Source organism: Pseudomonas wadenswilerensis, from assembly GCF_900497695.1.
Classification (GTDB): domain Bacteria; phylum Pseudomonadota; class Gammaproteobacteria; order Pseudomonadales; family Pseudomonadaceae; genus Aquipseudomonas; species Aquipseudomonas wadenswilerensis.
This window is the reverse complement of record NZ_UIDD01000001.1, coordinates 539,620-562,687: the sequence shown is the minus strand read 5'-3', so window position 1 is coordinate 562,687 and position 23,068 is coordinate 539,620. Positions and strand designations below refer to the sequence as shown.

The 23,068-nt window shown below is 63.1% G+C and carries 22 protein-coding genes and 1 pseudogene; 3 read left to right on the top strand and 20 right to left on the bottom strand.

Translation table 11 applies throughout. The features are described from left to right. The first annotated feature begins 9 nt into the window (after positions 1-9). Positions 10-642: a glutathione S-transferase gene (locus tag CCOS864_RS02725; protein WP_115084954.1), complete on the top strand. Its 633-nt coding sequence runs from the start codon at positions 10-12 to the stop codon at positions 640-642. Here CCOS864_RS02725 and CCOS864_RS02720 read toward each other — a convergent pair. From CCOS864_RS02720 to rloA2, 5 genes are all read right to left on the bottom strand, one after another. Continuing rightward, on the bottom strand, positions 635-883 hold the full coding sequence (locus CCOS864_RS02720; protein WP_115084953.1) for a hypothetical protein: 249 nt from the start codon (positions 881-883) through the stop codon (positions 635-637). The two genes, CCOS864_RS02725 and CCOS864_RS02720, sit on opposite strands and share 8 nt — an antisense overlap. Beyond that, positions 880-2,214 carry a cell envelope integrity protein CreD gene (gene creD, locus CCOS864_RS02715; RefSeq protein WP_115084952.1) on the bottom strand — a complete coding sequence of 445 codons (1,335 nt, stop codon included), beginning with the start codon at positions 2,212-2,214 and terminating at the stop codon, positions 880-882. Before creD ends, CCOS864_RS02720 begins: the two co-directional genes overlap by 4 nt. Before the next feature lie 95 nt (positions 2,215-2,309). Then, positions 2,310-3,743 (bottom strand): two-component system sensor histidine kinase CreC, encoded by a 1,434-nt coding sequence (gene creC / locus CCOS864_RS02710; RefSeq protein ID WP_115084951.1) that lies wholly within the window; start codon positions 3,741-3,743, stop codon positions 2,310-2,312. After that, on the bottom strand, positions 3,743-4,426 hold the full coding sequence (gene creB / locus CCOS864_RS02705; RefSeq protein WP_115084950.1) for a two-component system response regulator CreB: 684 nt from the start codon (positions 4,424-4,426) through the stop codon (positions 3,743-3,745). Before creB ends, creC begins: the two co-directional genes overlap by 1 nt. 143 nt (positions 4,427-4,569) lie before the next feature. After that, positions 4,570-5,073 carry a retropepsin-like aspartic peptidase RloA2 gene (gene rloA2, locus CCOS864_RS02700; RefSeq protein ID WP_115084949.1) on the bottom strand — a complete coding sequence of 168 codons (504 nt, stop codon included), beginning with the start codon at positions 5,071-5,073 and terminating at the stop codon, positions 4,570-4,572. Positions 5,074-5,253: 180 nt separating this feature from the next. Between rloA2 and CCOS864_RS02695 the strand changes: the two genes are divergently transcribed. Further along, entirely contained in the window at positions 5,254-6,141 is an 888-nt protein-coding gene (locus CCOS864_RS02695; protein ID WP_115084948.1) for an acyltransferase, read from the top strand. On the opposite strand, the gene CCOS864_RS02690 is transcribed toward CCOS864_RS02695, so the two are convergent. The 11 genes from CCOS864_RS02690 to glyA form a co-directional block, all read right to left on the bottom strand. Then, a complete protein-coding gene (locus CCOS864_RS02690; RefSeq protein WP_115084947.1) occupies positions 6,142-7,299 on the bottom strand; it encodes a glutathionylspermidine synthase family protein in 1,158 nt (385 codons plus the stop codon). A 9-nt stretch (positions 7,300-7,308) separates the two neighbouring features. Then, positions 7,309-8,073, bottom strand: a complete 765-nt coding sequence (locus CCOS864_RS02685) for a DUF1190 domain-containing protein (protein WP_115084946.1) — start codon at positions 8,071-8,073, stop codon at positions 7,309-7,311. 16 nt (positions 8,074-8,089) lie between these two features. Then, on the bottom strand, positions 8,090-8,518 hold the full coding sequence (locus CCOS864_RS02680) for a DUF350 domain-containing protein (RefSeq protein WP_115084945.1): 429 nt from the start codon (positions 8,516-8,518) through the stop codon (positions 8,090-8,092). A gap of 71 nt (positions 8,519-8,589) precedes the next feature. Then, positions 8,590-9,156: a DUF2780 domain-containing protein gene (locus CCOS864_RS02675; protein ID WP_115084944.1), complete on the bottom strand. Its 567-nt coding sequence runs from the start codon at positions 9,154-9,156 to the stop codon at positions 8,590-8,592. Between the two features lie 824 nt (positions 9,157-9,980). Next, the gene (fdhA, locus tag CCOS864_RS02665) at positions 9,981-11,180 is read right to left on the bottom strand and encodes a formaldehyde dehydrogenase, glutathione-independent (RefSeq protein WP_038998331.1); all 1,200 of its coding nucleotides are present in this window, start codon (positions 11,178-11,180) and stop codon (positions 9,981-9,983) included. Positions 11,181-11,357: 177 nt separating this feature from the next. Continuing rightward, positions 11,358-12,215, bottom strand: a complete 858-nt coding sequence (gene purU / locus CCOS864_RS02660) for a formyltetrahydrofolate deformylase (RefSeq protein WP_115084942.1) — start codon at positions 12,213-12,215, stop codon at positions 11,358-11,360. 11 nt (positions 12,216-12,226) lie between these two features. Next, complete coding sequence (locus CCOS864_RS02655) at positions 12,227-12,859, bottom strand: sarcosine oxidase subunit gamma (protein WP_115084941.1); 633 nt, start codon at positions 12,857-12,859, stop codon at positions 12,227-12,229. Positions 12,860-13,015: 156 nt separating this feature from the next. Beyond that, positions 13,016-16,033 (bottom strand): sarcosine oxidase subunit alpha, encoded by a 3,018-nt coding sequence (locus tag CCOS864_RS02650; RefSeq protein ID WP_115084940.1) that lies wholly within the window; start codon positions 16,031-16,033, stop codon positions 13,016-13,018. Beyond that, on the bottom strand, positions 16,030-16,359 hold the full coding sequence (locus CCOS864_RS02645; RefSeq protein WP_038998327.1) for a sarcosine oxidase subunit delta: 330 nt from the start codon (positions 16,357-16,359) through the stop codon (positions 16,030-16,032). The genes CCOS864_RS02650 and CCOS864_RS02645 overlap by 4 nt, the downstream gene beginning before the upstream one ends. A 14-nt stretch (positions 16,360-16,373) precedes the next feature. Beyond that, a complete protein-coding gene (locus CCOS864_RS02640) occupies positions 16,374-17,624 on the bottom strand; it encodes a sarcosine oxidase subunit beta family protein (protein WP_038998326.1) in 1,251 nt (416 codons plus the stop codon). Between the two features lie 20 nt (positions 17,625-17,644). Next, positions 17,645-18,898, bottom strand: coding sequence for a serine hydroxymethyltransferase (glyA, locus tag CCOS864_RS02635; RefSeq protein ID WP_115084939.1), 1,254 nt, complete (start codon positions 18,896-18,898; stop codon positions 17,645-17,647). 254 nt (positions 18,899-19,152) lie between these two features. Here glyA and CCOS864_RS02630 point away from each other — a divergent pair, with 254 nt between their 5' ends. Then, complete coding sequence (locus CCOS864_RS02630; RefSeq protein ID WP_115084938.1) at positions 19,153-20,193, top strand: threonine aldolase family protein; 1,041 nt, start codon at positions 19,153-19,155, stop codon at positions 20,191-20,193. An 89-nt stretch (positions 20,194-20,282) separates the two neighbouring features. Here CCOS864_RS02630 and CCOS864_RS28655 read toward each other — a convergent pair whose 3' ends face one another. From CCOS864_RS28655 to CCOS864_RS02615, 4 genes and pseudogenes are all read right to left on the bottom strand, one after another. Continuing rightward, entirely contained in the window at positions 20,283-21,011 is a 729-nt protein-coding gene (locus tag CCOS864_RS28655; RefSeq protein WP_415842467.1) for a methyl-accepting chemotaxis protein, read from the bottom strand. Positions 21,012-21,143: 132 nt separating this feature from the next. Then, a pseudogene (locus tag CCOS864_RS28650) lies at positions 21,144-22,175 on the bottom strand (cache domain-containing protein); the annotation flags it as partial. A 192-nt stretch (positions 22,176-22,367) separates the two neighbouring features. Then, positions 22,368-22,670 (bottom strand): cell division protein ZapA, encoded by a 303-nt coding sequence (locus CCOS864_RS02620; RefSeq protein ID WP_038998322.1) that lies wholly within the window; start codon positions 22,668-22,670, stop codon positions 22,368-22,370. Continuing rightward, positions 22,667-22,897: a hypothetical protein gene (locus CCOS864_RS02615; protein WP_010221350.1), complete on the bottom strand. Its 231-nt coding sequence runs from the start codon at positions 22,895-22,897 to the stop codon at positions 22,667-22,669. Before CCOS864_RS02615 ends, CCOS864_RS02620 begins: the two co-directional genes overlap by 4 nt. Positions 22,898-23,068: the final 171 nt, after the last annotated feature.

Below are 23,068 nucleotides of genomic sequence, written 5' to 3'. Positions count from 1 at the left end.
GGGATCGACATGTCCGCACCGAGCATGACCCTGTTCCATTCGCCGGCCTCGCCGTTCGTGCGCAAGGTCCTGGTGGTGTTGCACGAAACCGGGCAAACCGACCGCGTGGCCCTGCACGCCGTCAACCTCACTCCGGTCAACCCGGTAGCCGAGCTCAACCAGGGCAACCCGGCGGGCAAGATCCCGGCCCTGCGCCTGGCCGACGGTAGCGTGCTGCACGACAGCCGGGTGATCTGCGAGTACCTCGACCTGCAGCATGTCGGTAACCCGCTGATCCCCCGTGAAGGCTGGCCGCGCTGGCACCGCCTGACCCTCGCCTCGCTGGCCGATGCGATCATGGATGCCGCGGTGCTGACGCGCTACGAGACTTTCCTGCGGCCCAAGGACAAACAATGGGACGCCTGGATCGAAGCGCAACAGGACAAGATCCGTCGTGGCCTGAGCAACCTTGAGCAGGAACACTTCGCCGAACTGGCCTCGGTGTTCGACATCGCCGCCATCGGCGTGGCCTGTGCCCTGGGTTACCTCGACCTGCGCTTCCCGGACTTCGGCTGGCGTGAGCAACAGCCGCAGCTGGCGGGGTGGTATGCGCAAGTCAGTCAGCGTGAGTCGATGCAGGCGACTGATCCTTCGGCTACCTGACATTGCCAGGGGCTGCTGTGCAGCCCATCGCCGGCAAGGCCGGCTCCCACAGTGCATCGGTGTACCGCTGACTGTGTGGGAGCTGGCTTTGCCAGCGATGCAGGCGCCGCGCATTACCAGACAGCAGAGCAATCTCATCCCCGACAAGGCCGGCGCCGACAATCACTTCTGCTGTCCACAGGCCGGCGATGTGGGTCGCCAGCACTGCACCCAATACCCTCTCCTCGCGCAAGCCACTCATGACAGTTTCACCTGGCCAACCCGATACCAGTCCAGGCGACGGGTCAGGACCATGAACACACCCAGCAGGCCGAACAGCAGCAGCGAGCCCATCAGCAGCGCGTAATCCTCGGCCGTCAGCAGGCCGTAGAGCATGCCGTAGAGCAGCGCCAGACCCAGGGCAAAGCCCATGCCGCGAAACACGCTGTGCAGCACGTGGCACAGGTAGAAGCCGATCAGCAACACGCAGCCCCCCGCCGACAACGCATAGGCCTTGGCAAAGCCCAGGTGCTCGGACAACGACAGCAACAGCAGGTAGAAGAACGCCAGGGCCACGCCCACCAGGCCGTACTGGATCGGGTGCACGCTGAGGCCCTTGAGCACTTCGAAGAGGAAAAAGCCGGCAAAGGTCAGGGCAATGAACAGCAATGCATATTTGATTGCCCGTTCGCTTTTGAGGTACTGGTCCACCGGGTCGACGAAGCTGACGCCGAAGGCACGCCCATTGAAATCATTGCACTGCTCGTTGACCACGCACTGGGTCAAGGCGTCTTCGAGGTTGGTGGAGAAGAACGAGGTTTGCCAGCGCGCCGAAAAACCACCGGCATCGACCTTGCGGCTGCTTGGCAGGTAGTTACCGTCGAAGCTTGGGTGCGGCCAGTTGGCGGCCATGCTTACCGTAGTGCTGCGGCCCATCGGCAGCACGTGCAGCTGTCCGGTGCCTTGCAGGCTGAGGTCGAACGCGTAATTGAGCACGGCCTCGGCCTTGCCATCGATGCCCGGCAACAGCGCATGGACGCCACCGCTCATCCAGCTCAGCTTGGTACCGGCGGCAAAGTCCAGACGCTGCTCGTTGAGCTGCAGTTGCAGGCCTTTTTCGATGCCGCGGATGTCGCTGATGCCCACCACCAGGAACGCCGGATCGAAGCGGTAGTCGGCAAAGTCCTCGGTAATCCCCCAGTTGGCCGGAATCTTGAATTGGCCACTGATGTGATTGTCGGCGTGGAACAGGCGCGCCTCATAGATACCGCGCGAACGCAGTTCGGTGTCGATGCCTGCCTTGAGGTCGAAGGTTTCCGGCAAGAAGTACAGATGGCCGGCGACCTGGCTGGCTTCCTGGTAGCTCTTGCCGTCTTCGGTCTTCCAGCGCCGCTCGATCTTGCGGTATGGCACCACCAGCATCGGCCCGCTGATCTGCTGGGCAAAACTGGAGCTCTGGGCAATGTCGCGCACCACCTGGTCGCGTTGCTCCTGGCGGTCCTGGATCAAGCCGCCAATCATCAGCAAGGGAATCAGCAACAGTGCGATCAGGATGGCAATGGCACCCAGTTTGTAGCTCAGATTTCGGTTCATGGACGGGACTCCGGTTTCGATGGGCAGAGTCTGCGCAAGCGAAATGGAGCCCTTGGGGAGTTATGTGGAGCCTGTGTGCAGACTCTGTGAAGTTTTCAGCCCAGGCGCTTGGCCGGCAACCACAAACGCACGCGTACGCCGTCCTCGACGTTGGCGACTTCCAGCGCGCCGCCATGCAACTGCATCACCTCTTCGACGAAATTCAGCCCCAGGCCGGTGCTCTTGCGCCCGCTGAACGGTCGCGGCAGCGAGTAGAAACGTTCGCTGAGACGACCCAGGGCATAGTCAGGAATCGCCTCGCCCTGGTTGAACAGGCTCAAGGCCACGCGGCCGTCCCCGTGCTCCAGCTCGAACACCAGCAAACCGCCCGGCGGGGTGAAGTCCAGGGCATTGTCCAGCAGGTTGGCAATGGCCTGGCGCATCAGGAAGGGGTCGCATAACAGCCGCGCAGCGACGGGTACGCGCTGACGCACCTGCAGTTCGCCGCTTTCGATCCGCGCGCCCTGGGCCAGCAGCAGCTCGTCGACCAGCGCCGCCAGCGGCACCTGCTGCTGTTCTTCCAGCTCCTGCATCTGCTCGACCTGGGCCAGGTTGAGCAGGCGCTCGATCAACTGCTGCATGCGCGCACTTTCGCTTTCGATATTGCCGGCAAAGCGCTGGCGCTGCTCGTCGCTCATCGGCCCCTGGAGCAGTTCGGAGGCACCGCGGATCGCCGCCAACGGGCTTTTCAGCTCGTGGGTCAGGGTGTGCACGTAACGTTCGACGTAGTCCTTGCCTTCGAGCTGGGTACGCATGCGCTCCACCGCTGCCGCCAGTTGCCACAGCTCACCGCCCCGGTAATGCGGCAGCGCCGTGCGCTCACCCTCACTGACCGCCTGGGCATAACGGGTCAGCCTGCGCAGCGAGCGCGCCAGCCACCACGACAGCGCCGCGCCCACCAGCAGGCCAAGGCCGATCAGGCCCAGGCCGAGGTACAGCAGGCGCCGCTCGGAGCGGTCGATATAGGGTTGCAGCGACTTGTTCGGCTTGGCCACGGTGACCACGCCGATAATCCTGCCTTCATCGAGAATCGGTGCCGCCACGTGCATCACCGACGACTCCGGATCCTCCGGGTTGCTGCGGGTCGAGCGTGCACCGTATTGGCCGCGCAAGGTCAGGTAGACGTCGTTCCAGCGCGAATAGTCCTCGCCCACCGCCACACCTGCGGAGTCGAGCAACACCTTGCCCTGGGCATCGGTGACGTAGATGCGGTGGTTGACCTGGTTCTTCGACAAGCCCCAGATATCGGCCTTGGGCTGGCGCTGGCCGTAGGCACGCAGCAGTATCGGCAAGCGGCTCTGGCCAAGGGTGCCGGCCTTGACGTCGTCGTGGAGGATTTCCGCAAGCAGGTTGGCGGTGTCGACCAGGGTTTCTTCGGTGGACTGGCGCACACCCGGGCGAATCTGCTCGCGCACGGTGCTGAGGATGAAATAGCCGGTCAGCCCGACGAACAGGAAATACACCAGGAAAATCCGTATTCCCAGGCGCATCAGCTGTGGCTCGGGCTGTAGCTGTAACCGAGGCCCCGGTGGGTCTGGATCGGCTCGGCGTCGGCGGCCACCGCGCGCAGCTTGGCGCGCAGGCTCTTGATATGGCTGTCGATGCTGCGCTCGTAGCCGACATCGGCGGCAACGCCGACGGCATCCAGCAGCTGCTCGCGGCTGAATACTCGCTCGGGTTGTTCCAGCAGGCTTTGCAGCAGGCGAAATTCGTGGCGGGTCAGGCTCAGGGCCTGGCCGTGGTAGTGGATCTGCATGCGCAGGGTATCGACCTGGAACAGCTCCGGGGCACTGGCAAGCGGTTCGGCGCGCGGCGCCATGCGCTTGAGGATCGCCCGCACCCGTGCCGCGACTTCGCGGGGGCTGAAGGGTTTGACCACATAATCGTCGGCACCGATTTCCAGGCCCACCACCCGGTCGATTTCACCGTCGCGGGCGCTGAGGAACATCACCGGCACTTCACTGAAACGGCGCAGTTGCCGGCAGGTTTCGAAGCCGCTGATATCCGGCAGGCCGATGTCGAGGATGATCAGGTCGGCCGGGCGCTGGCGTTGCTGCTCCAGCGCGGCGCTGCCGAGGGTTACCCACTCGGTGCTGTGGCCGTCGCCTTGCAGGGCGAAAATCAGCGTATCGGCAATGGCCGCTTCGTCTTCGACAATCAATATATGCGGCATGGCATCCGGGCCTGGCGGTGGAAATGCTGCACTTGTAGGAGATTATGCGGCGCCTGGCAAGGCCTCATCGCTGGCAAGCCAGCTCCCACAAGGTCTACACCAACCCTGTGGGAGCTGGCTTGCCAGCGATGCTTTTCATTCCATCAGCAGTCCGGCTTGTCTGCAGTAAACCTTCGCGCCGGGTTCACCGCCGCCTTGAACTCGCGCAACGCCTTCGCGCCAATCAGCAATGGATAGTTGAAGCTGCTGCGGTCGGTCAGGTTGACTTCGACGGTACGCTTGACGTCGCCCAGGCACAGCTCCAGGTCAACCACCGGCCGCTTGCTGATCTCGGCGCCCTCGCCATCTTCGTCTTCATCGGCACGGTTCTTGATCTTGCTGATGCGTGCCAGCTTGTGTTCGTAGACCTTGCCATCGGCATCCTTGGTTGCGACACGAAAGCGCACCCAGTCCTCACCATCACGGGTGAAGCGTTCGATGTCCTTGGCCGACAGCGAGGCGGTCAGCGCGCCGGTGTCCATCTTGGCCTTGAAGGTCTGGCCACCGACTTCCGGCAGTTTGATGTATTCGTAGCGGCCGTACAGGGTCGGCTCGGCGGCCATGACCGGCAGGGCCAACAGGGACAGCAGTGCAAGTACCGATTTCACAGGATCCGCTTCCTTGAGATAAGACAGTGTTTAGACTGCGAAGGCAGGATAGGTTCGCGGCAATAGCTTATTCAACACAATGTGAAACATTTGTCCGGCAGGAGCAGACCAGAGCATTTGGCGTACGCCGACAGGGTGCTTATCATTGCCGACCGCTTACTTGAATATAAGAGTTTTCTTATGCGCCGCTTGCTGACGGGCATTCTTGTGACCTTGCTGTTGCTGCTCAACACCCTGGTCCTGATCGGCCCGCTGATGGTCTTTGCCCTGCTCAAACTGGTCCTGCCCGGCCGTTACCGCGACTATGCCTCGTGGGGGGTAATGTGGATCGCCGAAACCTGGGCCGAAATCGACAAACTGATCTTCCGCCTGTGCATCCCGACCATTTGGGACGTGCGCGGCGCCGCCGACCTGCGCCTCGACACCTCGTACCTGGCAGTCAGCAACCACCAGAGTTGGGTCGATATCCCGGCGCTGATCCAGGTACTCAACCGGCGCATTCCATTCTTCAAGTTCTTCCTGAAAAAAGAGCTGATCTGGGTACCGCTGCTGGGCCTGGCCTGGTGGGCGCTGGACTACCCGTTCATGAAGCGCTACAGCAAGGCCTTCCTCGACAAGCACCCAGAACTCAAGGGCCAGGACCTGGAAATCACCAAGGCTGCCTGCGAGCTGTTCAAGCGCCAGCCGGTGACCGTGGTCAACTACCTCGAAGGCACGCGTTTCACCGAAGCCAAGCGCGCCGCCCAGCATTCACCGTTCAAGCATCTGCTCAAGCCCAAGGCCGGTGGCGTGGCCTTCGTACTGGCGGCGCTGGGCGAACAGCTCGACGCCCTGCTCGACGTCACCATCGTCTACCCTGGCGACCGGGCGCCGGGTTTCTGGGACCTGCTCAGCGGTAACCTGGCTAAAGTGATCATCGACATCCAGGTGCATGAACTGGATCCGGCGCTGTGGGATGGTGACTACGAGAACGACCCAGCCTTGCGCCAGACCGTGCAGGACTGGGTCAACCAGCTCTGGCACGCCAAGGACGCCCGCATCGAGGCCCTGCGCGCCGAGCTGCGCTGATCAGCCGATGATCGCGTGGGGCAAAAAGCGGCTGCTGTCCTTGGTGATCAGCGAGTTGTCTTCGCGGATACCAATGCCCGCCGGCAGGTCGCCGACCACCCAACTGCCGATCACCGTGTAGCTGTCGCCAAAGCGCGGCAGCGCCTGAAACTGCTGGACAATGCTCGGCCCGCCGCCATACGGGCCGTCCTCGACCACACGCTGGCCACTGCCGGTGTGGATCTCGATATTTGCGCCCTCGCGGGAGAAGAAGGGTTTGCGCACCCAGCCCTTCTCCAGAGTCGCGCCCGACGTTTGCTCAATGAACGCCGGCAGCAGGTTCGGGTGGCCCGGGTGGCGCTCCCACAGCAGCGCCAGCATGCCCTTGTTGGAGAGGATTGCCTTCCACGGCGGCTCGACGAACAAGGTGCCGCTGTTGGCGATCGCCGGGCCGTACGGGTCGTGGAAAATGTCTTCCCAGGGGTAGAGCTTGAACAGGCTCGGGATTGGCGCGCCAACGTCATCGACAAAGCGCCCGCCGCGACTCAAGCCGATATCTTCCATATCCACCAGGCGCGCATCCAGCCCGGCACCCATGGCGATATCGCGCAGGTACTCGACGGTGCCGCGATCTTCGATCGAGTCTTTTACCGAGGCAAAGTAGAACGGCGTGGCAAAGGTATGGGCGCTCATCACCTGAGTGAGTTTGTCTTCCAGGCTGTTGAACTGATCAGCACCGGCCGGCAGCCCGCCGCGCTGCATCTGCTGCTCCAGCCACAGGTACTGGAAGAAGCTGGCCTCGTACAGTGACGTCGGCGTGTCGTAGTTGGCCTCCAGCAACTTGGCCGGGCCCTTGCCGTCGTAGCACAGGTCCATGCGCCCGTAGAAATGCGGGTGGCCATCGCGCCACGAGCGGCGGATCAGGTCGAAGTACTGCGCGGGAATCGCCAGGCGCTCGAGCAGCGCTTCACTGTCGACCACCTCGGCCACCAGTGCCATGCACAGTTCGTGCAGCTCGCGGGTCGGCTCTTCGAGGTCGTCTTCGATCTGCCGCAGGCTGAACTGGTAGTAGGCCGACTCGTCCCAGTAGGGCTCGTCGCCAAAGGTGTGGAAGTTGAAACCGAAGTGCTCGGCGGTGGCGCGCCAGTCCGGGCGCGGGGCGATGGAAATTCGCTTCATTGCCAGGCCTCAGGACGCAAAGCCGCCACGCCCCGAAGCGCGCGAGACAAAGCCGTTGTGGGTGCCAACCGCGAACGGCCGCGACGAGCTGATCAGCTTGTTCGGCTGGGCCATGGGGATGACCGTTGGATGGGCGCTGCTCACGTGCGCCGGATCGCTGCTGGCACCCGTGCCCCCGCCACCACTCATGACCGCATGCTGCGCGGCTTCGCTGAACGGTTGCGAAGCCGGGTGCGACGTATCCAGGCCGGTGTAGTAGTTGTGGTGTGCCACCTGCTCGGTCAGGGTGCTGACCTTGAACGCGTTGCGTCCGTCTCGCTCGTGGTAGATCGCCTCGGACGAATAGCGCGGGTCGGTATCGGTGTACTCGTAGTAGCCACGGCCGCCACCGGAGCCGCCGCTCGACGATGAACTATTGGTGGACGAGCTGCTGTCTTCCTCGTCATCGGCATACACCTGGCGTTCGGTGGTCAGGGCGAAGCCTTCCATCGGCGGGATGTAGTTGTTGGCATAGCGCCGGTAGTCGCACTTGAAATAGGCCGCTTCGCAGCCCTCGGCAGTGACGAAGCGCGGCACGTTGGCGGCATGGTGGTTCTGTGCCGCGACCCAGGCCTGCTGGCACACCTGACGCGGCTTGCCGTCCATGACGCAATAGTCGACGTCCTGATAGCGCTTGGTTTCGCTGATGATCTTGGTTGGCCGGTCGCCGCAGGCGGACAGCACCAGGGGCAGACTGCCCAGGGCGACCAGGCGAATGCGTTTGCTGCGTTTCATTGTCGATCGTCCCTGATCAGGCGGCGGGGGTCATGCAGGCGGCGTTGAGCAGGCCGATGCCGATGGATACGGCGGCCAGCAGTATTGCCGAGGCGGTCTCCTGGCGGGCCATCCGTTCAGCCATGCCTTTGACGCAGCGGTTGACCACCACGAACGCCAGCAACTGCACCACGGCAGCGATCAGCGCCCAGACCAGGAAGTCGAGCAGGGAAATCGAATGGGAAATGGCACTGGCCACCGGAATGGCAAAGCCGATCAAGGCACCGGCCAGGGCAATGGCCGCGGCATTGTTGCCTTCGCGGATCAGGCGCAATTCGTTGTACGGGGTCAGGCGGGTGTAGATGAATGCGTAGAGGGCGAACAGCACGGCGGCGCCGAGCATGTAGACCACAAAACCGAGCACGGCCTCGGCAGGCAAAGACATCTTCAGGGCGTCCATGAACATGGCGAATCACACTTCCTTGTAAAACGGGGCGGGACATATAGCACACCGCCCCGCCCGAGCAAATACCTGCCTTAAACGGAAGGTACGCTGCCACCGGTGCCCCACAGGCTGCCCAGGTTCTGCAACAGCGAACCGCCGACGCCTTGCTGGCCGAGGTACTGCAGAATCAACGGCGCGAACTGGCCGATCATCCCGGTGTCCATGCCCAGCGCGCTGAAGGCGTTGTTCAGGTCGTTGCTGTCTTTGACATTGCCCAGGGCATTGCTCAGGGCCGAGGACTTGTCGCTCTTGCCGAGCAGCGCACCCAAGCCATTCAAGCCGCCCAGGGCTTGCTCGCCAGAAAGCAGGTCGAGGCCCGGTACGGCTTTGCTCAATTGCTCGTAATCGCCGCTGCTGAGCTGGTTCCTGGCCAGGCCCAGCAGTGCGCCGGTGCCGCCAATGGCTTGTTCGGGGGTGACCTTGAGTTCGCTGCCGAGGGTATTGAGCAGGTTCGCCGAAGCGGCTGGTGCCTGCACGGCGGCATCGCCGGTGTTGCCCTTGGCGGCATTGTAGACGTTGGCCGCGTCGTTGAGGCTGAAGCCTGCGAAGACCGGGGTGGCAGCCAGGGCCACCAGGGTGACCAGTGCGAAACGTTTCATCGAAATACCTCGTCAGCCGTAAAAGGCAGGGAAACGAGGGTTGGACCCTGGGGACGGGGGATTGTTCCGAACCTCCTCGACATGTCCTCTTGCCCCGGACCCAACCGGCAAAACTGGCAATCAGCCACCTAGCAATTCTACCAGTTGTTAGCCTCATGACCGGGGAGTAATTTCTTAACGGAGCCAAATGGCGTAAGGCTCCAGGGAACCGCACCAACTGCGAGCTTGACACCAACGAGTGTGAGGGAATCCATGATGAGCGACGACAAGAGCAAAACGTCCCAGACTAAAACGAGTAACATCGGCTCCGCTCTCCCCGGACCCGAACTCGCAACCACCAGCTACCTGAATAATGAGCTCCATATTCGGTCCCAGCGCACTATGCCGACACGCGAGTACGGCCACCCTCCGTCCCTACTCACACCTGACGCCCCCGCCCTTCCGCCGCTCGCTGGCGCAATGGGCACTCCGGAAAGCGAGATATCCATTAGTGACTGGCAGAAATCTCTGGCGCCACACCAGGTAAGGTGGTTTAACCCCGATGACTCTCACCCTTCAGGGGTAACCCGCGCCCAGATAGAAACCGGTACCGATGCTCAGAGAGCGTCGGCCTGGGCGAAACTAGATGAGTGGTTCGCACGGGCTGCGCAATAACCCAGCCCCACCGCAAGATCCGGTGTACGGACACAGCCCCGAAAGGAACAACTCAAGAAGAGCTAACCTGCCCCCTCGACGCGACGGTTGGGTGGGAGCAACCTTTCGCTGGAGAAGGGTTGATCGGATAGAACATGGAATGCCCAAAGAAGGGCATTCCATTTAGGACATCAAGCTGCGCTGAACAGCTTGTGCGGATCGATCACGAATTTCTTCGGCACACCGGCATCGAACTCGCCATAACCTTCCGGCGCCTGGTCCAGGCTGATCACCTGTACGCCCACCACTTCAGCAATGTTGATGCGGTCCCACATGATCGCCTGCATCAGTTGGCGGTTGTACTTCATTACCGGCGTCTGCCCGGTGTGGAAGCTGTGCGACTTGGCCCAGCCGAGGCCAAAGCGGATGCTCAGGCTGCCGATCTTCGCTGCCGCATCCACCGCGCCCGGGTCTTCGGTAACGTACAGGCCAGGGATACCGATCTTGCCCGCTACGCGCACCACGCCCATCAACGAGTTGAGCACGGTGGCCGGGGCTTCGTGCTTGGCGCCGGCATGGCCGTGGCCACGAGCTTCGAAGCCCACGGCATCGACCGCGCAGTCGACTTCCGGTTCGCCCAGCAGGTTGGCAATCTGTTCGTGCAGCGGAGTGTCCTGGGACAGGTCGGCGATTTCAAAACCCTGGGCCTTGGCGTGGGCCAGGCGCACCGGGTTGACGTCACCGACGATAACCACCGCCGCCCCCAGCAGGCGCGCCGAGGCAGCCGCTGCCAGGCCCACTGGACCGGCACCGGCGATGTACACCGAGCTGCCCGGGCCCACGCCGGCGGTCACCGCACCGTGGTAACCGGTGGGGAGGATGTCCGACAGGCAGGTCAGGTCGCGGATTTTCTCCATGGCCTTGTCGCGGTTCGGCAGTTTCAGCAGGTTGAAGTCGGCGTACGGCACCAGCACGTACTCGGCCTGGCCACCGGTCCAGTCACCCATGTCGACATAACCGTAGGCACCACCGGCGCGGGCCGGGTTGACGGTCAGGCAGACGCCGGTGTGTTGCTCTTTGCACGAGCGGCAGCGGCCACAGGCGACGTTGAAGGGCACCGACACCAGGTCACCGATCTGCAGGTTCTCGACGTCCCTGCCCTTCTCGATGACCTCGCCGGTGATTTCATGGCCCAGGACCAGGCCGACCTGGGCAGTGGTACGGCCACGGACCATGTGCTGGTCGGAGCCACAGATGTTGGTGGAGACCACCCGCAGGATCACCCCGTGCTCGATCTTGCGACCGCGCGGGTCCTGCATTTTCGGGTAGTCAATCTTCTGCACCTCGACCTTGCCGCCGCCGAGATACACCACACCACGATTACCAGACATGCTTTCACCTCGCTAAAGTTTGTTGTTATGTAGCGGTGTAAAGTGCGCTGCCCGGGGGCGGCGCTGTGTTACTGGAATCTTTGTTCCGACTCGAGGGCCTCATCGCTGGCAAGCCAGCTCCCACAGGTACTGCATACACCGGATCTGTGGGAGCTGGCTTGCCAGCGATGGCGGCCGTCAGAGCACTACCGTCCTGTTGGCGTTGAGGAACACCCGCCGCTCGATGTGATACCCCACCGCCCGCGCCAGGGTCAGGCACTCGATATCGCGCCCCTTGGCAATCAGGTCTTCCGGGTAATGGCTGTGGTCCACCGCCTCGACGCCCTGGGCGATGATCGGCCCTTCGTCGAGGTCGTTGTTGATGTAGTGCGCCGTGGCGCCGACCAGTTTCACCCCCTTGTTGTAGGCCTGGTGATACGGCTTGGCGCCCTTGAAACCGGGCAGCAGCGAGTGATGGATGTTGATCGCCCAGCCGTCGAGCTTGCGGCACAGTTCGGGCGACAGCACCTGCATGTAGCGGGCAAGGATCACCAACTCGGCGCCGGACTCCTCGATCACCTGCAGCACCTTGCGCTCTTGCGCCGGCTTGTCATGCGGGTCGAGGGCAAAGTGGTAATAGGGAATGCGGTGCCAGTGGGCCAGGGGCTCGAGGTCCGGGTGGTTGGAAATCACCGCCACCACCTCCATGCTCAACTGGCCGATGCGCTGGCGATAGAGCAGGTCGTTGAGGCAGTGATCGGCCTTGGACACCATGATCACCACTTTCGGCCGGTGCTTGGGCGCGGTCAGCTCGAACAGCATGCCGAACGCATCGCCCCGCTCGGCCAGCCCTGCGCGAAAGCTGGCCTCGTCGAAGTCATCCGGCTGGCGGAATTCCACGCGAATGAAGAAGCGTCCGGACAGCCGGTCATCGAACGAATGGTGCTCAGTGACGTAGCAGTGCTGTTCGAACAGGTAACGCGTCACCACATCCACCGTACCCAGCAAGCTCGGGCAATCGGCGGTGAGAATCCAGGTGTCCGGGGCACGACTCATGGCATTGCTCCTTAAGCCTGAATGCTCAGGCCGTATTCGGCGGAGGCGTCCTGCAGCCACAGCCACCAGTAGTCGGAGAAGCTGCGGCGGATCAGCAGCTCCCAGGTTTCTTCACCGGTACGGCGGATCACCAGTTGCGACTTGGCGAACACCGTGCCAACCGCCTTGCCCACCGGGAAGTTGTTTGGATGGACATCATAGCTGGTGGATTTCATCAGCACGTCGCGCACATTGGGGCCGCTCAGTTCCAGCAGGGTTTGCCCGCCGCTGACGTTGACGATTTGAATGTGCAGGCCATCGAGGGCATCGCGCAGTTTTTGCTCGACGGCAAATTCCTCGCCGCCGGGAACGATCAGCAGCCACTCGTCCGGGCCCAGCCATTGCAGCGATGTCTCGCCGTTGGCGACCACGGTCAGGGCCACCGGCAGCTCCAGGCCCAGGGCCTTGAACACACCGCCGGCGAAGGCCGGATCCTTGCCATCACCACGAATGGTCAGGTGGCCAAGGAGTTTTTTCTCGCGCAGGGAGACCCCGGCGTTCTTGCGGCCCTTGCCGACCAGGCTGGGCAAGTCGGCGTGGTGCAGTGGCGTTTCAGCCTTGGCATCGTTGCCGGGGCGTTGCTGGTAGACGTTGATCGTGCTCATTACACACCTGCCTTGAATTCGCGTTCGGTAGGGCAAGTAACGTGTGGGAGCCGGCCTTGCCGGCGATGCAAGGCGCAGCCTTGCCAAAATCGGGGCTGCTACGCGCCCCATCGCCGGCAAGGCCGGCTCCCACAGGTCATCTGGCCAACAAGTCGATTAGATGTTCTGCCGCTCGCCCTTCGGATCGAAGAACACCGAAGAACAGATCTCCGCCTCGATCACGCTGCCATCGGCCTGGGGCGAGTAGACCCGCTCGCCGATGCGCTTGAGCCCGCCCTTGACCACGCCCATGGCAAACGAATAACCCAGGGAGTTGCTGGCGTAGCTGGAAGTAACGTGACCGACCATGTCCATCGGGATCGGTTGTTTCGGGTCAAACACCAGTTGCGCGCCTTCGGGCAGCCATTTGTTCGGGTCGACCGGCTTGAGCCCGACCAGTTGCTTGCGGTTCTCGCGCACGCAATCTTCGCGGTTCATCCCGCGCCAGCCGATCCACGAGAACGGTTTGGTACGGCCAACACACCAGCCCATGTTGAGGTCGTCCGGGGTCATCGAGCCGTCAGTGTCCTGGCCGACGATGATGAAGCCCTTCTCGGCCCGCAGTACGTGCATGGTTTCGGTGCCGTACGGGGTCAGGTTGTATTGCTTGCCGGCAGCGACGATTTTCTCCAGCACGCCCATGGCGTAGTTGGCCTGGACGTTGACTTCGTACGACAGCTCGCCAGTGAACGAAATGCGGAACACCCGCGCCGGCACACCGCCGACCAGGCCTTCCTTCCAGGTCATGAACGGGAAGGCGTCCTTGTCCAGGTCGATATCGGTCACTTCACTGAGCAGCTTGCGGCTGTTGGGGCCCGACAGGGTCAGGGTCGCCCAGTGGTCGGTGACCGAGGTGAAGTACACCTTAAGCTCCGGCCATTCGGTCTGCTGGTAGATCTCCAGCCACTGCAACACTCGCGCCGCGCCACCGGTGGTGGTGGTCATGATGAAGTGGTTATCGCCGACGCAGGCAGTGACGCCGTCGTCAAAGACCATGCCGTCTTCCTTGCACATCAGGCCGTAGCGGGCCTTGCCGACGTCAAGCTTGGTCCAGGCGTTGGTGTAGATGCGGTTGAGGAATTCGCGCGCGTCCGGGCCCTGGATGTCGATCTTGCCCAGGGTCGAGGCGTCGAGCAGTCCGACGCTGTCACGCACCGCCTTGCACTCGCGAGCCACGGCGGCATGAATGTCTTCGCCGTTGCGCGGGAAGTACCAGGGGCGCTTCCATTGGCCGACGTCTTCGAACTCGGCGCCGTTCTTCACATGCCAGGCATGCAGGGCGGTGAAGCGTACCGGCTCGAAAAGGTGCCCGCAGTGCCGGCCCGCCACTGCGCCGAAGGTGATCGGCGTGTAGTTGGGGCGGAACATGGTGGTGCCCATTTCCGGGATGGTGATGCCCATGGAGCGGGCGGCAATCGCCAGGCCGTTGATGTTGCCGAGCTTGCCCTGGTCGGTACCAAAGCCCAGGGCGGTGTAGCGTTTGACGTGTTCGACCGACTCGAAGCCTTCGCGGGTGGCCAGTTCGATGGCGGCGGCGGTGACGTCGTTCTGCTGGTCGACGAACTGCTTCGGCGCCCGCGCAGTGTTCTTGTCGTGGGGCACCTGGAACAGCGCCACGGTGGGTTCTTCCTGACGCGCCAGGACTTTCGGGATCACCCCAAGCACGGCCTTGAAGCCGGCTTCGGTGGCGGCACGCACGCCGCCTTCAAAGCCATCGGCGAGGGTGTCGCCGAGGGCGAACACACCGTTGATGCCGCCCACGCACACGCGTTTTTGCGGTGCTTCGCCGGGCACGAAACCGAGAATGTCTTCACGCCAGACCGGCTTGCCGCCCAGGTGCGAAGCCAGGTGCACGACCGGGCTGTAGCCGCCGGAAGTCGCGACCAGGTCGCAATCCAGCCACTCGCCGGGGCTGCTGACTTTATGGGCTTTGACGTCGATGGCGGCAACGCGGGCTGCGCTTACATGCTTGCTGCCACGGGTCTCGATCACCGCGCTGGAGGTGAGGATGCGGATGCCTTTGGCTCGCGCTTCTTCCACCAGCGAACCGCGCGGGTTGTGGCGGGCGTCGGCGATGGCGACCACGTTCAGGCCGGCGTCGTGCCAGTCCAGGGCCACGCGGTAGGCGTGGTCGTTGTTGGTCGACAGCACCAGCTTGCGGCCCGGCGCCACGCCGTAACGGCGCACGTAGGTCGATACCGCACCGGCGAGCATGTTGCCCGGCACATCGTTGTTGCCATACACCAGTGGTCGCTCGTGGGCGCCGGTGGCCAGCACCACGCGCTTGGCGCGCACCCGGTGCATGCGCTGACGCACCTGGCCGATCGGCGCGTGATCACCGAGGTGGTCGGTCAGGCGCTCGTGAATGGTGAGGAAGTTGTGGTCGTGGTAGCCGTTGACCGTCGCCCGTGGCAACAGGATGACTTCCGGCAGTTCCTTGAGCTCGGCCACTACTGCCGCAACCCAGTCGGCGGCCGGTTTGCCGTCGAGGGTTTCACGGCTGTCGAGCAGGCTGCCGCCGAACTCTTCCTGCTCATCGGCGAGGATCACCCGCGCGCCGCTGCGACCCGCTGCCAGGGCGGCGGCCAGGCCGGCGGGGCCGGCGCCGACCACCAGCACGTCGCAGTGGTGGCTCATGTAGTCGTAGCTGTCCGGGTCGTTTTCCAGCGGCGCACGGCCAAGGCCCGCGGCTTTGCGGATGTACTTCTCGTAGGTCATCCAGAACGACTGCGGGTACATGAACGTCTTGTAGTAGAAACCCGGCGGCATCAGCTTGCCGCCGACCTTGCCGAGAATGCCCATGACGTCGTTGTTCACATTCGGCCAGCCGTTGGTGCTGGTGGCGACCAGGCCGCTGTACAGCGCCTGCTGGGTGGCGCGCACGTTAGGCACCTGGGTGGCTTCGGTGGCGCCGATCTGCAGGATGGCGTTGGGCTCTTCGGAGCCTGCGGCGATGATCCCGCGGGGGCGCGAGTACTTGAAGCTGCGCCCGACGATGTCGACGCCATTGGCCAGCAGCGCGGCGGCCAGGGTGTCACCGGCAAATCCCTGGTAGGTCTGGCCGTTGAAGGTGAAGCTCAAGACTTTGCTGCGGTCGATGCGACCACCGTTGGACAGGCGATAGACCTGGCTCATACCTTTTCTCCCTGACCACTGACTGCCAACTGCGGGCTGGTGCTTTTGCCGGTGACCTGCGGCTTGGCGCCGATCGGATAGGTTTCCAGAATTTCGTAGGTCAGCGTGTCACGCGTGGCGTTGAAGTACTGACGGCAACCGGCGGCGTGAATCCACAGCTCGTGGTGCAGGCCGCGCGGGTTGTCGCGAAAGAACATGTAATCGCCCCACTCCTCGTCGGAACAGGCGTTGGGGTCCAGCGGCCGGGGAATGTGCGCCTGGCCTGCGGCGTGGAACTCCTCTTCGGAGCGCAGCTCGCCGCAGTGGGGACAGAAGATATGCAACATGGGGATTTCTCCTGTTAGTGGGCGACAGCGGCGGCGCCGTGTTCGTCGATCAGTGCACCGTTGTGGAAACGGTCGATGGAAAAGGGTTTGGCCAGCGGGTGCATTTCGCCCTTGGCCAGGCTGGCGGCGAAGACGTTGCCCGAACCGGGGGTGGCCTTGAAGCCGCCGGTGCCCCAGCCGCAGTTGAAGAACATGTTCTTCACCGGGGTCTTGGAGATGATCGGGCAGGCGTCCGGCGTGGTGTCGACGATGCCGCCCCACTGGCGGTTCATGCGTACCCGCGAGAGGATCGGGAACATTTCGACGATGGCCTGCAGGGTGTGCTCGATCACCGGGTACGAACCGCGCTGGCCGTAGCCGACCCAGCCGTCGATGCCGGCGCCGATGACCAGGTCGCCCTTGTCCGACTGGCTGATGTAGCCGTGCACGGCGTTGGACATGATCACGCTGTCGATGATCGGCTTGAGCGGCTCGGACACCAGCGCCTGCAGCGGATGCGATTCGATCGGCAGGCGGAAACCGGCAAGCTTGGCCATATGCCCGGAGTTACCGGCAGTGACCACGCCGACGCGCTTGGCACCGATGAAGCCCTTGTTGGTCTCGACACCGATGACCACGCCGTTTTCCTTGCGAAAGCCGATCACTTCGGTCTGCTGGATCAGGTCGACGCCCAGGGCGTCGGCGGCACGGGCAAAGCCCCAGGCCACGGCGTCGTGACGGGCGACGCCGCCACGCCGTTGCACGGTGGCGCCGATGATCGGGTAGCGGGTGTTCTTCGAGCAGTCCAGGTACGGAATCTCTTCGGCCACCTGTTGGGCATTGAGCAGCTCGCCGTCGACACCATTGAGGCGGTTGGCGCTGACCCGGCGCTCGGAATCACGCATGTCCTGCAGGGTGTGGCAGAGGTTGTAGACGCCGCGCTGGGAGAACATCACGTTGTAGTTGATGTCTTGCGACAGCCCTTCCCAGAGCTTCATCGCGTGCTCATACAAGTGCGCCGACTCGTCCCACAGGTAGTTGGAGCGGACGATGGTGGTGTTGCGCGCGGTGTTACCGCCGCCCAGCCAGCCCTTCTCGACCACCGCCACGTTGGTGATGCCATGCTCCTTGGCCAGGTAGTAGGCGGTGGCCAGGCCGTGCCCGCCACCGCCGACGATGACCACGTCGTAGACTTTTTTCGGGGTTGGCGTGCGCCACATGCGCTGCCAGTTTTCGTGGTGGCTGAGTGAGTGCTTGAAGAGGCCGAAGCCTGAGTAACGTTGCATAGTCTTTACTCCTGGACCACTCAGCGATAAACCGGAAAATCTGCACAAAGTGCCGACACGTTCTTCGCAACATCGGCCTCGACATCGGCATCGCCGAGGTTATCGAGGATGTCGCAGATCCAGCCGGCCAGCTCCACGCACTGGCTGACCTTGAAGCCGCGGCTGGTGACCGCCGGGGTGCCGATACGCAGGCCGGAGGTGACGAACGGCGACTGCGGGTCGTTGGGTACGGCGTTCTTGTTGACGGTAATGTGGGCGCGGCCCAGGGCGGCGTCGGCATCTTTGCCGGTCAGGCCCTGGCGGATCAGGCTGACCAGGAACAGGTGGTTATCGGTACCACCGGAGACCACGTCATAGCCGCGCTTGATGAACACCTCGGCCATGGCCTGGGCGTTGTCGATCACCTGCTGCTGATAGGTCTTGAAGCCAGGCTCCAGCGCTTCCTTGAAGCACACCGCCTTGGCGGCGATCACATGCATCAACGGGCCGCCCTGGGCGCCGGGGAACACTGCGGCGTTGAGCTTTTTCTCGATCTCTTCGTTGCTGCGCGCCAGGATCAGGCCGCCACGCGGACCGCGCAGGGTCTTGTGGGTGGTAGTGGTGACCACGTCGGCGTACGGCAACGGGTTCGGGTACAGCCCGGCGGCGACCAGGCCGGCGACGTGGGCCATGTCGACGAACAGGTAGGCACCGACCTTGTCGGCGATCTGACGGAAGCGTGGGAAATCGAGGGTTTTCGAGTAGGCCGAGAACCCGGCGACGATCATCTTCGGTTTGCTCTCCACCGCCAGGCGCTCGACTTCGTCGTAATCGATCAGGCCCGTCTTGGTGTCGATGCCGTACTGCACGGCGTTGTACAGCTTGCCCGAGGACGACACCTTGGCGCCGTGGGTCAGGTGCCCGCCGTGGGCCAGGCTCATGCCCAGAATGGTGTCGCCGGCCTGCAACAGGGCCAGGTACACGGCGCTGTTGGCCGAGGAGCCGGAGTGTGGCTGGACGTTGGCGTAATCGGCGCCGAACAGCTGCTTGGCGCGGTCGATGGCCAGTTGCTCGACTTTATCCACATGCTCGCAACCGCCGTAGTAGCGCTTGCCCGGGTAGCCCTCGGCGTATTTGTTGGTCAGGCCGCTGCCCTGGGCCTGCATGACACGCTTGCTGGTGTAGTTTTCCGAGGCGATCAGCTCGATGTGATCTTCCTGGCGTTGCTCTTCGGCATTGATCGCCGCCAGCAGTGCATCGTCGTAACCCTGGATCTGGTCTTGCTTGCTGAACATCGCAGTTTCTCCCGGCAGCGGCATCGGTTCTTGTCGGGCAATTGCCCTTTTCAGCGATGGTATGACCGACGCAGACAGCCCAGATGCCTACGGACGCCACACAAAGGTGCGTTTACGACATGGGGGCCGATGTCGCCTGCATCGCTGGCAAGCCAGCTCCCACACGGTCACTGTGGGAGCTGGCTTGCCAGCGATAGGCGGCCACCCGGAACTTGGTTTAGAGTGCTCACCTGCGTCGTTCACAGGACAGTGTCATGCCAGATAAAAGCCAGCAATTCGCCAGCGACAACTATTCAGGTATCTGCCCGGAAGCCTGGGCCGCCATGGAAAAAGCCAACCAGGGCCATGAGCGCGCCTACGGCGACGACCAATGGACGGCACGCGCCTCGGAGTATTTCCGCAAACTGTTTGAAACCGACTGCGAAGTGTTCTTCGCCTTCAACGGCACCGCGGCCAACTCGCTGGCGCTGTCGTCCCTGTGCCAGAGCTATCACAGCGTGATCTGCTCGGAGACCGCCCACGTCGAAACAGACGAATGCGGCGCCCCCGAGTTCTTCTCCAACGGCTCCAAGTTACTCACCGCGCGCAGCGAAGCCGGTAAGCTGACCCCCGAGTCGATCCGCGAAGTGGCGCTCAAGCGCCAGGACATCCACTATCCCAAGCCGCGCGTGGTGACCATCACCCAGGCCACCGAGGTCGGCAGCGTCTACCGTCCGGAAGAGCTCAAGGCCATCAGCGCCACCTGCAAGGAGTTGGGCCTGAACCTGCACATGGACGGCGCGCGCTTCAGCAACGCCTGCGCGTACCTTGGCTGCAGCCCGGCCGAGCTGACCTGGAAAGCCGGGGTCGATGTGCTGTGCTTTGGCGGCACCAAGAACGGCATGGCGGTGGGCGAGGCGATCCTGTTCTTCAACCGCCAGCTGGCCGAAGACTTCGACTACCGTTGCAAGCAGGCCGGGCAACTGGCGTCGAAGATGCGCTTCCTGTCGGCGCCCTGGGTCGGCCTGCTGGAAGACGGCGCCTGGCTGCGCCATGGCGTGCATGCCAACCGCTGCGCGCAGTTGCTCTGCGAACTGGTGCGCGATGTGCCAGGAGTTGAGCTGATGTTCCCGGTGGAGGCCAACGGGGTGTTCCTGCAGATGTCGGAACCAGCGCTGGAAGCCTTGCGCAACAAGGGCTGGCGTTTCTACACCTTTATCGGTAGCGGTGGCGCGCGGTTCATGTGCTCGTGGGACACCGAAGAAGCGCGGGTACGTGAGCTGGCGGCGGATATCCGGGCGGCAATGGGCGCCTGATGACGCCATCGCCGGCAAGCCGGCTCCCACAGGTACTGCATGCACCTTACTTGTGGGAGCTGGCTTGCCAGCGATGAATTCCCCCCGATTTAAAGACGAAACCCACCCATCTGCCGCGCCAGATCATCGGCCAAGCCGCGTAACGCCTGACACTCCTGCCGACAGCCCTGCACATCCACTGCCGTTTCCCGCGCCAGGTCGGAAATCCCCTGCACGGTGCGATTGATCTCCTCCGTCACCGCCGACTGCTGTTCGGTCGCCGTCGCCACCTGATGGTTCATGTCACTGATGTGTTCGACCTGATCGGTGATCGTGCCCAGCGAAGCGCCGGTCTGCTGGCTCGACTCCACGCCCGTGCCGGTTGCCGCCTGGCCGGCCTGCATCGATGCGACCGCACTGCCCGCGCCATGCTTGAGGCGCAGGATCATCTGCTGCACTTGATCGGTGGACACCTGGGTGCGCCGCGCCAGGGTCCGTACTTCATCGGCGACCACGGCAAAGCCACGACCCATCTCACCCGCCCGCGCCGCCTCGATGGCGGCGTTGAGCGCCAGCAGGTTGGTCTGCTCGGAGATGCTGCGGATCACCGCCAGCACTTCGTCGATCGACGCCACTTCCGTGGCCAGCTCACCCACTGCACTCGCCGCCTGGCCAATCTCGCTGGACATGCCCTCGATATGGGCAATCGAGCGGCGTACCACTTCGCGGGCCTGCAGCGCTTCGGTGCGCGCGGTTTCCGACGCCACGGCAGCGTTACCGGCGTTCTGCGCAATGTCCTGCACGGTCAGGCCCATCTCATGCACGGCAGTGGCGACCATTTCGGTCATTTCCTGCTGGCGGTCGGAACGTTCGGCGGTGTTCTCTACCACTTGCGTCACTTGCGCTACCGACGCGCGCAAGCGTTCGCTGGTATTCAGCACTTCGCCAATCAGGTCACGCTGGCTGTCGAGAAAGCGGTTGAAGCCACGGGCCAGGTCGCCCAGCTCGTCTGCGCGGTTTTCGTCCAGGCGCTGGGTCAGGTCGCCGCCGCCATTGCCGATGGCCATCAAGGCCCCCGTCACACGCCGGATGGGGCGGACGATGCCGCGGGCCAGCAGCACCACCAGCAACAGCGATACCAGCGCGACCGCTGCACCAATCAGGCTGGTCAGCCAGACGGTCTCACGTACCTGGGCATAGATCTGTGCTTCTGGCACCTCGGCGACCAGGGTCCAGTTGAGGTCACGCAGCGGTAGGCTGAGGGCCAGGTAGCCCTCGCCATCGCGCTCGAAGCGGCTGCTGTGCAGGCCCTGTTCACGGCTCAGGACCACCTTGGCAGCCTCGCCACCGATCTGCTCGGCGAGCTGCTGCTTACCGCTGAACGCCGACTGCGGATGCACCTGGATCAAACCGTCGCCGCGCACCAGCATCACCCGCCCACGTTCGCCGAAGCTGAAGTTGTGGATCAATTCGGAGAGTTCGGTCATACGCAGGCCAAGCCCGGCGATACCCACCAGTTGCCCGGCTTTCTCCACCCGATAGTCGATGAACAGTGCCAGTTCGCCGGTGCTGCCGTCGGTGTCGATGTTCAGCAGGCGCGGGTTGCCACTGTCGATAAAGCCGAAAAACCACTTGTCCGCCGGGTTGCTGCGGCTGAGGGTGCGGTCCAGGCCTTTCTCGTTGTAATAGTGGTTGCTCGCTGTAGCGGCAAACAACGCGGTAAAGGCATGGTTCTGTTTGCGCAGGGCTTCGAGGTACTCGATAAATTGCGGCGCCTGGGTGCTGTCTTCCCCCGCCGCCAGCCAATCGCGCAGCAACGTGTTGTTGGCAATGTCGGCCGCCGCCGTCAACGGTCGGCCAAGCATGCGCTCGATGTCGTTACGAATCGCCTCAATGCTCGCCGGCAAGGCGGTGTCGACCAGGTAACGCTCGGTCAGGCGATTGACCGCCACGCTATAGATGCCGACCACGATCAGAATGCTCAGCAACAGCGCTGCGCCCATGCTTGCGATCAATTGCCACTGGATACTGCGCCGCCAGAACTGCATGTATTTCCCCTGGGTAAATAAGCCCTGTAGTGCAAGAGACAGGCCAATTGTATACAACAGGAAATACAATCTAATCCACAGCAAAGCCGGCCCACCCTCCCGAAGGTGGTGAGCTGGCAAAAGGATGTAGCGGGGGCTTGGACGCGATCAGCTGTTGCTGATGGTCCGGGCAATCACATCGACCGTGGCGTTGACTTGCTCTTGGTAACGGTCGAGGGCCTGCTGGTGCTGCTGTTGCAGTTCGATCTGCTGCGAGCACAGGTTGAGGGCTGCCAGTACCAGCAGCTTGTCACCGATCAGGGTCGGGTACTTACGCTTGGTATCGGCCAGCGAGGCGTTGAGCATCTGCACCGCTTGCGCCAGCGCTTGCTCCTGGCCTTCGGGGGCCTTGATCGAATAATCGCTGCCGAGGATCGACACGACATTGATCGGCTGCGCTGAGGTTTTCATGCGTTCACGGTACCAACGCTGGCACGCTCAACCAGGGCCTGGATGCGCGCGGCGGTGGCGCCCTGCTTTTCTTCCTGCTCCAGCAGGCTCAGTTGCAGGCTGTCGTTTTCATCTTTGGCCTGGGCCAGTTCGGCACTGATCTGCGCGTTGCGCTCGGTCAGTTCCTGATTCTTCTGCACCAGGTCGCTGACCAGTTGCTCCAGTTGACTAAGGGAAGTTTCCAACATGATTGCCTTCTCGGGGTGTTTCAGGGGGCGCACACGATAAAGAAAAGTCCGCGTGCTCGCCAGGGATATCGGGTTTAGACGCTTCGGCCTGGTGCAGATTGACCCACCGATAGCCCTGCGGTTCCCCGTTTTGTCTACCACCGGTCAGGAAAAAAGTTAGCTGCCTCACAA